This window comes from Rahnella sp. Larv3_ips, from assembly GCF_003697865.1.
GTDB lineage: Bacteria > Pseudomonadota > Gammaproteobacteria > Enterobacterales > Enterobacteriaceae > Rahnella > Rahnella rivi.
Genome location: NZ_MJIB01000021.1, coordinates 183,765 through 192,772, shown reverse-complemented (window position 1 = coordinate 192,772; position 9,008 = coordinate 183,765). Strand labels below are relative to the sequence as shown.

General features: G+C 54.5%; 7 protein-coding genes. 1 reads left to right on the top strand and 6 read right to left on the bottom strand.

Translation table 11 applies throughout. The features are described 5' to 3' along the window. Positions 1-190: 190 nt before the first annotated feature. The 5 genes from ED901_RS20370 to trxC all read right to left on the bottom strand — a co-directional run bounded on the left by ED901_RS20370 (position 191) and on the right by trxC (position 6,055). Positions 191-538 (bottom strand): YfiM family lipoprotein, encoded by a 348-nt coding sequence (locus ED901_RS20370; protein ID WP_122097070.1) that lies wholly within the window; start codon positions 536-538, stop codon positions 191-193. A 61-nt stretch (positions 539-599) separates the two neighbouring features. Beyond that, on the bottom strand, positions 600-1,952 hold the full coding sequence (pssA, locus tag ED901_RS20365; protein WP_235533500.1) for a CDP-diacylglycerol--serine O-phosphatidyltransferase: 1,353 nt from the start codon (positions 1,950-1,952) through the stop codon (positions 600-602). A gap of 87 nt (positions 1,953-2,039) precedes the next feature. Further along, positions 2,040-4,760, bottom strand: coding sequence for a bifunctional acetate--CoA ligase family protein/GNAT family N-acetyltransferase (locus tag ED901_RS20360; RefSeq protein WP_122097068.1), 2,721 nt, complete (start codon positions 4,758-4,760; stop codon positions 2,040-2,042). A gap of 31 nt (positions 4,761-4,791) precedes the next feature. After that, positions 4,792-5,496, bottom strand: coding sequence for a tRNA-uridine aminocarboxypropyltransferase (locus tag ED901_RS20355; RefSeq protein ID WP_122097067.1), 705 nt, complete (start codon positions 5,494-5,496; stop codon positions 4,792-4,794). 139 nt (positions 5,497-5,635) lie between these two features. Next, positions 5,636-6,055: a thioredoxin TrxC gene (trxC, locus tag ED901_RS20350; RefSeq protein WP_122097066.1), complete on the bottom strand. Its 420-nt coding sequence runs from the start codon at positions 6,053-6,055 to the stop codon at positions 5,636-5,638. 229 nt (positions 6,056-6,284) lie between these two features. Between trxC and ED901_RS20345 the strand changes: the two genes are divergently transcribed. Further along, positions 6,285-7,388: a tRNA/rRNA methyltransferase gene (locus tag ED901_RS20345; RefSeq protein WP_056782013.1), complete on the top strand. Its 1,104-nt coding sequence runs from the start codon at positions 6,285-6,287 to the stop codon at positions 7,386-7,388. Between the two features lie 76 nt (positions 7,389-7,464). On the opposite strand, the gene emrB is transcribed toward ED901_RS20345, so the two are convergent. Beyond that, on the bottom strand, positions 7,465-9,000 hold the full coding sequence (emrB, locus tag ED901_RS20340; protein ID WP_072158203.1) for a multidrug efflux MFS transporter permease subunit EmrB: 1,536 nt from the start codon (positions 8,998-9,000) through the stop codon (positions 7,465-7,467). Positions 9,001-9,008: the final 8 nt, after the last annotated feature.

The window sequence follows — 9,008 nt, the reverse complement described above, 5'->3', positions numbered from 1 at the left end:
GTGTGGGGTCTCCCCATGCGAGAGTAGGGAACTGCCAGGCATCAAACAAGTGGAAAGCCCTGTACTGACGTACAGGGCTTTTTGCTATGTGGAATTTGAGCAGAAAGGGTGATGTTTATTGAGTATCCACATGTTTTTCGCTCAGGGTTGACGAGAATACGAAAGGAAATCCGGAATATAAGAATGGGTATCAATGACGGATTAACTGATAAGTGCTGTACCCGACGGCTGCACCGGCAATATCCCAGGTGAAATCCTTCCAGCTCCAGCCACTGCCACCATCTCGGCTGTCATAAAACTCTTTCGCTGCACCCAGGCTGACCGAAAAGAGTAACCCAAATGACCGGCTGCGAGCCTCACTCCATCCCTGATTATCTCCATAAGCGGTTCCTGCTGCGGCTAATACAGCTGAACCAACAAAGTGCTCGGCTTTATCCTTACCGGTCCATGGATCGTTTGCGTAATGCGTACAGCCACTGCTGCATAATATCAGGGCGACAAAAGAGTATTTGAGGGAATGAGGAAGTGGGTAGGTCATCGAGTGTTATTCCAGATATAAAAAAGCCCGATCAATATGATCAGGCTTTCAGTATAGCCAATTAGAGAATTCGGCTGATTAATCTGTCGATCCGTATCCGCCGCAGACGGCGAATAAGCTTACGCACTTTGACCGGATAATTTGGAATGCTTTCAAGTTCCATATAATGAGAGACAACCTGCGTGTGTTGACGAATTTCATCCAGCTCTTTCTGACGCTGCGAGGCCATCTCTTTATGTGGATCGTGGATCAGAATCGCATTCTCAAGATCTAAACGCCATGCACGTGGATTGAGATTGTTGCCGGTAATTAACTGCCAGCGGTCATCAACCCACATGCCTTTGAGGTGATAACTGTTATCGCCATCTTTCCATAACCGCACAATGAGCTGTCCGCTGTCGACAAAACGCTGTAAACGGCTCAGGAATCGGCGCAGGTTAATTTCGTACAAATAAGGCAGCGCACCGATGATCTTAAACGGCTGATCCTGTGGAATATAAAAATCATTTGCCGTTTTATCACCGACAATAATTTCGACCTGCTTACCCCGGCGCAACAGATGGATAATATTGCGTGCCAGCATCGCGGGCATATTGAAATAAGGCGTACAAAGCGTCAGCTTGTGATCGGTACTGGCCATCAGATGATGAATAGTCCGGTTCAGCTCGTTTTGTTTACCCAGGCCGACGATGGGCGTCACCGCCAGTTCATCATTACCGGCACTGTCTTTGAAGTGATATCCGCTGGAGCGCAGATTTTGACGAAACTGACGTGTTTCGTTCTTGATCTCAATGCTTTTCGGACGATCTTCCCGATCGAGGCGCTGAACGGCTGCGGCAGTAATGATCGACTTCTTCATAAAGTCGATCATGGTATTTGCCAGCGGTGCGTTGGTCAGAAGCTGATAACGATCGTAGCGATATTTCTCGTGGCGATGCAGATAAACATCATTGAGGCTGGCACCGCTGTAGATCACCTGATCGTCTATCACAAAACCTTTCAGATGCAGGACACCCAACGCTTCACGCGTATTGACCGGAACGCCGTATACCGGAACGGAACATTCAGGATGTTCTTTAGCCATACGGCAATACCAGTCCGCATTGGTGTCAGCAGCCGCTGCGCCAATACGCCCGCGCTGAGCACGGTGCCAGTCAACCAGCACACAAATCTCAAGCTCAGGTCGTTGCTGTTTAGCCGCATAAAGTGCCGACAATACGTCACGTCCGCCGTCATCGTTCTCTAAATAGAGAGCGACCAGATAGATCCGTTGGGTTGCGTTGGCAATTGCGTTGAGCAGCGTCTTACGGAAATCTGCTGGGCAGTAGAGCGTTTCTACAGCATCAACCGTTTGGGGGAGTTTGGGCAGCTGAGCAAGGTGTTGTTGATGTTTATTACGTTTGAATTTTGACAACATCACAGTGCGCTTCTTCTCTCTTCATGTAATGGCTTTCGCGGCACAAGCAGACAGTGGTAACCGCACAATCGGTCGATAATACCATTAGTCCTGTCTGATGTGCGCATCTTTTGCCTGTTCATGGCTTCGGCTCACGCTTTTCTGCGGTGTTATTCCCCGCTTTTCCAGCGTTAATGACAGGTTCACAATGCCGTCCTGAATCTGAATGTCTACGTCGAATCCAAGCTTTCTGGCCAGGGTGATCATGCCCTGATTATTTGGCATGGTGATACCGGTAAGGCGTTGCAGACCGTGCTCTGCGGCGTAGTTGATCATCTTATCGAGAAGCCTGCGTCCCAGCCCCAGGCCTTTAAGATCCGAACGAACTAAAACCGAGAATTCAGCATCAATATTGTCCGGATCTGACACCGCGCGCGTGACGCCAATAATTTCATCTTGGGCGTCTGTGGTTCGGATGGCAACGAAGGCCATTTCACGGTCATAATCGATTTGCGTCATGTTGGCCAAATCTTCATGAGTGAATTCATTGATTTCACTGAAGTAGCGGTAGTACAGATCTTCTTTCGTCACTTTGAGGATAAACGCTTTCAGCAGCGGTTCATCTTCAGGAAGGATAGGGCGGAACAGCGCCTGCGAGCCATCTTTAAGGATAACAAGCTCTTCAAGCTCGCGGGGATAAGGGCGGATTGCCAGACGTGATGGCCTGTCCGCCGGGTGCGCCGACAATTGCATTGAAACATCCAGCAAACTGAGTTCACTGCCGGAAACCAGCAACGGGTGAATATCCAGACGTTCGATCTCCGGGCAATCGATAATCAGGTTCGACACGTTCACCAGCAACTGGCTCAGTGCCGGAACATCGAGAGGGTGCAGGGCATTGCGGCCGCGGATTTTGCCGCTCTTCAGTGCCTGAACCACCTGATAGCGCGCCAGCGTCATGTTCAGTGGTGGCAGGGCAACTACCGCTTGCCGCTCTGGCTGCCAGTCTGAGCCGCCTTCAGCCAGCATGATCAGCGGGCCGAAGACCGGATCCTGTTCGACCACCACGCGTAATTCCTGAGAGCCCGGTCGGCTCGCCATGGTTTGTACCAGCAGCCCCTGAATTCTGGCCTGCGGGAACGCCTGTCTGGCGCGGTCAAAAATGGCATTGGCTGCCTGTTCCACTTCACTGGCGGTTCGCAGATACAACATCACCCCCTGAACTTCCGAATTATGCGGAATGTCCGGTGAGCGTAATTTCAATGCCACCGGGTAACCGACCTGGCTGGCGATATTCACCGCTTCGGCGCTGTCGCTGGCGATCCACGTGGGCAGCACATTCATTCCGTAGGCTTGCAGAATCGCGCGAACTTCATGTGTATCGAGTTGCGTGGTGCCTTCTGCCAGCGTTTGGGCAATCAGCTGATGCGCCTGATCGGTATTCTGTTCAAGATCCGCGGGCAGCGCGGGTGTTTCTTTCAGCTGCTTCTGGTTACGCCGGTATTCAACCATATGCATAAACGCGGTGACCGTGCCTTCCGGCGTTCGGTACGTGGGGATCCCGGCCTCGGTAAACAGTTTGCGCGCTTCCTGCGAGGAGAATTCTCCGCACCAGTTGGTCAGCAGTGTGATGTATTTACCGCGCGAATGCTGACGAACCGCGTCGATGAGATGGCTGGCGGTCACCGTGCCATGTGCTGCGGCACTCGGCGCGTGGATCACCAGCACAGCATCGAAATCAGTGCTGTCGAGCAACGCCGTCATCACTGACTGATAGAGCAACGGCGTCGCATCATCATGCAAATCCAGTGGGTTTGAGGCCGTTATCGTTTGAGGCAGCACGGCGCTCAGCCTCCGGACGGTTTCTTCGCCGAGCTTCGCCAGCTTCCCGTTGCGTAACAGCAGTTGGTCAAGCGCCATCGCGGCAGGGGCGGCGCCGTTACTGATGATAAGTAAGCGCTCACCTTTCAGCGGACGCATATGGCTCAGCGTTTCAACGGCTGAAAACAGTTCATGGGTATCCTGAACGCGCAATAATCCGGCGCGCTGGATAGCTGCATCGTAGGCGGCATCCAGACTCAGCGGGCTGTTGAGCAGTGTCTGAGCCTGAGCGCTGCGGCCGCTTTTGATCACCAAAATAGGTTTATTGCGTGAGGCGCTGCGCGAGGCTGAAAGAAAACGGCGGGCATCGCTGATATGTTCAAGATAAAGAAGGATGGCGCTGGTTTTACTGTCGCGGGCGAGGAAATCAAGCAGATCGTCGACGTCGATATCCAGACTGTCGCCAAGCGAAATGAAATAGGAGAAGCCGACAGCGCGCTGCTGTGCCCAGTCGAGAATGGTATTGGCAACCGCCGCCGATTGCGAAATAAATGCCAGTTTACCGGGCAGGATAGGCACCGGTGAAAAGCTGGCATTCAGCTTCTGCCATGGTGCGAGAATACCGAGACTGTTGGGTCCGAGCAGGCGCATGGAAAAGCGCTGCGCGCAGGATTTCAGTTCTGCGAATTGCCGGGGCAAAGACGAAAGTACAATGACCGTCTTACAGCCGCGTTCGCCAAGCTGTTCAAGCAGGGCGAGATTGCGGTCAGCGTGGGTACAGAGAATGGCGAGATCGGGCGACATCGGCAGGCTGGCGACATCCCGCCACGTGAGCACGCCGCACACCGCGCGATAAGCGGGGGTGACCGGCAGCACCGGGCCGTTGAATCCGCTGTCGAGCAGATTGCGCATCATCAGATATCCGGCGCGGCCCGGCTTATTGCTGGCACCCACTACCGCGATAGATTCAGGTCGTAATAAGGCTTCCAGTCCGCGCTGACTCATGGCATCTCCGGTTCATCATGTTCACATGATTCTAGAGGCTTTCTTCATTCTTTGCTGTGAGCTGATGCACCGGATGGTGGGGTTTTCCGGCCAGATACTGGGTGCGGAAATGGGTAAAGTGGCGCGACAGGCCAGCCGAAGCCTCAATATCACCGGCTTTTTCCAGCAAAGCTGCCGCCACTTCTACCGTACAATGCAGTTCCGGACGCGACGCTTCGCGCAGTATGTAGCCGGAGCTGGCGCTTACATCGAGAGAGAAAACTGGCAGATTATCCAGGTACGGGCTTTTGCGAAACATCTTGCGGGCTTCGTTCCAGGTGCCGTCGAGCATGATAAAAAGCGGAGGTTTGCTGCCGGCCGGAATGTCGGTAAACACCTGGCGCGGCGGTTCGGCGAAAGAGGCCGGGAAAACCACATAAGCCTGGCGTTCGGGGGCGGCAATCGCTTCGAGCAGAGCCGGATCCGTTTCCGTACGCGACCACATAAATGCCTGGGTATCGGGTAAAACGTCAGCGATCAACCGTCCGGTATTGCTGGGCTTCATCGGCTCAGTGTCGAACATCACCAGACAAAAACGGCTGGTGGCCTGATGAATTTCGCGTTCGGCGCAGATGCAGTGGCGTTCAGGTAACAGGCATGACTGACAGCGAATCGCCCGTGACCCGCGGGCAAGAAAAGGGCGGGTGGATTTGGCAAGGCGCTGTGCACGCAGGCGAAGGACGGCGTTGTCTGACATAAGCATTCCGGTAGGCGAAAAACGGCTATTCTAATCACCCTTCCGGGGCTGGCAAGCAGATCCGTTACCGGCGTGATGTAAAGAGAAAAAAGCCCGCACAGAGGCGGGCCATCGGCAGGGCTTTATAACGGCTTATGCGTTACAATGATTCATTAAGCCAGTTATTGAACGGGGCTTTAGGCATCGCGCCGCTTAACATATCGACCATTTTGCCTTCATTAAATACCATAATGGTGGGAATGCTGCGGATTCGGAACCGCGCGCTCAGTTCAGGTTCTGCTTCAGTATTCACCTTAATGAAGCGGATTTTACCGGCGCGTTCCTGAGCCACATCTTCAAAGATCGGCGCGAAGTTAACACATGGGCCACACCATGGTGCCCAGAAATCGATAACAACCGGCAGGTCATCCTGCAGGTATTTATCCAGCGTGGCAGCAGTAGCGTGAACCACATCGCCTTCAAAAAGTGAATGACCGCAGCGGCCGCATTTTGCGCCGTCGTCGATACGATCCTCTGGCAGGCGGTTGGTGGCCTGACATGATGTGCAAATCGTATTCATAAAATAGCCTCTACATTGCTTAACGTGAGAACGGTATCAACCTTACCGGATCCGGCGCTAAAGATGGCTGATATGTTACTTGGATGTTGTAAGTATGAGGGTGCAGCATTCTGTTAACAACGCGGTTTATTCAATGAATACGATAGTTTTAAGCTTTTGGTCCAAAGCATGTGGCTTAGCTCACAGACATCAGGTAATCTTCGCGCCCTGCGCGTAGGTGGAGAGAAAAATGAACGATTCATTCAGTGGCAAGAACGGCAAAGTCAAAGTGATGTTCGTCCGTAGTGACGACGACGGCGATAACCGCAATAACGATAAACGTCCTTCCAATAACAGAGGACGTCCGGGCGATAATCCTCGCCAGGGTTCCCGTCCAGACGATGCCCGCCGCAATGAGCGTCGCAGCAGCGATTCGCGTGGTGATTCACGCGGCGCAGATACACGACGTGGCGACGATCGCCCGCGCCGTCCGGCCCGTGATGATGAGGGTCCGTATTCTTCGCCGTGGAAAACCGTCTCACGTGCACCGGCTGATGAGTCCGTACCGGATCACGGCGGCATCAGCGGTAAAAGCTTTATCGATCCTGAGCAGCTGCGTCGCCAGCGCCAGGAAGAAACCCGCGTGTATGGCGAAAATGCCTGTCAGGCGCTGTTTGCCAGCCGTCCGGACGCTATCGTGCGTGCGTGGTTTGTGCAATCCGTCACCCCGCGTTTTCGTGAAGCGCTGCGCTGGATGGCAGCAAATCGCAAAGCCTATCATGTGGTTGAAGATGAAGAGCTGGCGAAAGCGTCCGGCACTGAACACCACGGCGGCGTGTGTTTCCTGATCAAAAAACGTCAGGGTCTGGATGCGGAAACTTATCTGCAAACTGCCCGCGCGAAAGACTGCGTGCTGGCGCTGGAAAACGTCGGCAACCCGCATAACCTCGGCGGTATCATGCGTTCTTGTGCGCATTTTGGTATCAACGGGATGCTGGTACAGGATCCGGCACAGCTGGAATCCGGTGCGGCAGTTCGTACTGCTGAAGGCGGCGCGGAACACGTGAAAGCCATCAACGCGGATAACTTCCTTGATGTGCTGGCGACCTTCCGTAAAGCGGGTTACACCATCGTCACCACCTCCAGCCATAAAGGTACAGCGCTCGGTAAAGCTGAGCTGCCGGCCAAAATGGTGCTGGTGCTGGGTGAAGAGAGCGACGGTTTGTCCGACAGCGCATGGCAGCAGGGTGATCTGAGCGTGTCTATCGGCGGTACCGGCAAAGTAGAAAGCCTGAACGTCTCCGTGGCGACCGGGATTTTGCTGGCGGAATGGTGGCGTCAGAACCAGGCATAATCGCCCGGTTTGAGCCATAAAAAAACGGACGCGTAATGCGTCCGTTTTGCTTTGCGTCATTCAGGGATTGCCTGAATCAGTGAGCACCACCCGCTCCGCCACCACTGGTAAACGGCGGGCGGGCGAACCAGATCAGAACCAGCAGCACCAGGAATGCGCCGCCGGATAACCAGAAAATCTCATTGGCAGAGATAATGAGCCCCTGATTTGTGATTTCCCGCGCTATCCAGCCTGAAGCCTGCTGATGGCTCATGCCCATGCCTTCGAGCTGCTGATACGTCTGCGTCGCCGCCGGATTAAACGGCGTGATGTTTTCCGTTAACTGCGCGTGGTGCAGTGATTCCCGGTTAGACCACATGGTGGTGGTGATCGACGTACCAATCGAACCTGCCAGCGTACGGATAAAGTTCGACAAACTTGAGGCCGCCGCCATGCGTTCCGGCGGTAAGCCGGACAGGATAATGGTGGTCAGCGGCATGAAGAAGCAGCCGACGGCGAAGCCCTGAATAAACTGCGGCCACGCAGATGCCCCAAAATCCATCCCCGGTTCGAACGTGTACGCACGCCAGAAGAAGCAGTAGGCATACATGATAAAGCTGAACGTCACCAGCTTTCGCATATCCAGCCGGTGTGCAAAACGCCCGATGATCGGCGACATCAGGACCGGCAAAATCCCCACCGGTGCGGACGCCAGACCTGCCCAGGTGGCGGTGTAGCCGTATACCTCCTGCAACAACTGCGGCAGCAGAACAATCGCGCCGAAGTAAAGCATGTAGGCCAGGCTGATACACAGCACGCCGATGGTAAAGTTTCGCGATTTAAACAGCGACAGATCGACTATCGGGTGGTCATCGGTTAGCTCCCACACGACAAGGAAGCAGAGCGCGACCACCGCCACGACCGCCAGCACGATAATTTCCGTCGAGTTAAACCAGTCGAGTTCTTTACCCCGGTCGAGCATCACCTGCAATGCGCCAATGCCCAGCACCAGCAGCACTAACCCCACACTGTCGATTGGTCTGATCTGCGTTGCTGTTTCGCGGCCCTTCAGCGTTTTCAGCGTCAGGAACACCACGGCGGCGCCGATCGGCACGTTAATGAAGAAGATCCAGCCCCAGTGGTAGTTATCACTGATGTACCCGCCGAGGATCGGCCCGCAAATCGGGGCGACGATCACCGTCATCGACCAGAGCGCGAGCGCGGTACTTCGCTTGGCCGGCGGATAGTTATTCAGTAACAGACTTTGCGAGAGGGGGATCAGTGGACCTGCCACCACGCCCTGCACCACACGGAAGAAGATCAGCATTTCCAGGCTGTTGGACATGCCGCACAGCCAGGAGGCAATCGCAAACAGCACCGTAGACCAGAGGAACAGTTTTACTTCGCCGATGCGTTTTGCCAGCCAGCCGGTGATCGGGATCGAGATGGCGTTAGCCACCCCGAAGGAGGTGATCACCCAGGTGCCCTGCGAGTTTGAGGCACCCAGATTCCCGGCAATGGTCGGGATCGCCACGTTGGCGATCGTCGAGTCCAGCACCTGCATGAACGTGGCCATCGACAAAGCCACCGTCATCCAGGCCAGCGGTGCGCCTACCAGCGGTTTATTTGCCACAGCGGCCT

Excerpts from the sequence above, each read along its gene's own strand:
- ED901_RS20345 (WP_056782013.1), top strand. The coding sequence starts at position 6,285 with ATGAACGATTCATTCAGTGGCAAGAACGGCAAAGTCAAAGTGATGTTC.
- trxC (WP_122097066.1), bottom strand. The coding sequence starts at position 6,055 with ATGAATACGATTTGCACATCATGTCAGGCCACCAACCGCCTGCCAGAG.
- ED901_RS20355 (WP_122097067.1), bottom strand. The coding sequence starts at position 5,496 with ATGTCAGACAACGCCGTCCTTCGCCTGCGTGCACAGCGCCTTGCCAAA.
- ED901_RS20370 (WP_122097070.1), bottom strand. The coding sequence starts at position 538 with ATGACCTACCCACTTCCTCATTCCCTCAAATACTCTTTTGTCGCCCTG.
- ED901_RS20360 (WP_122097068.1), bottom strand. The coding sequence starts at position 4,760 with ATGAGTCAGCGCGGACTGGAAGCCTTATTACGACCTGAATCTATCGCG.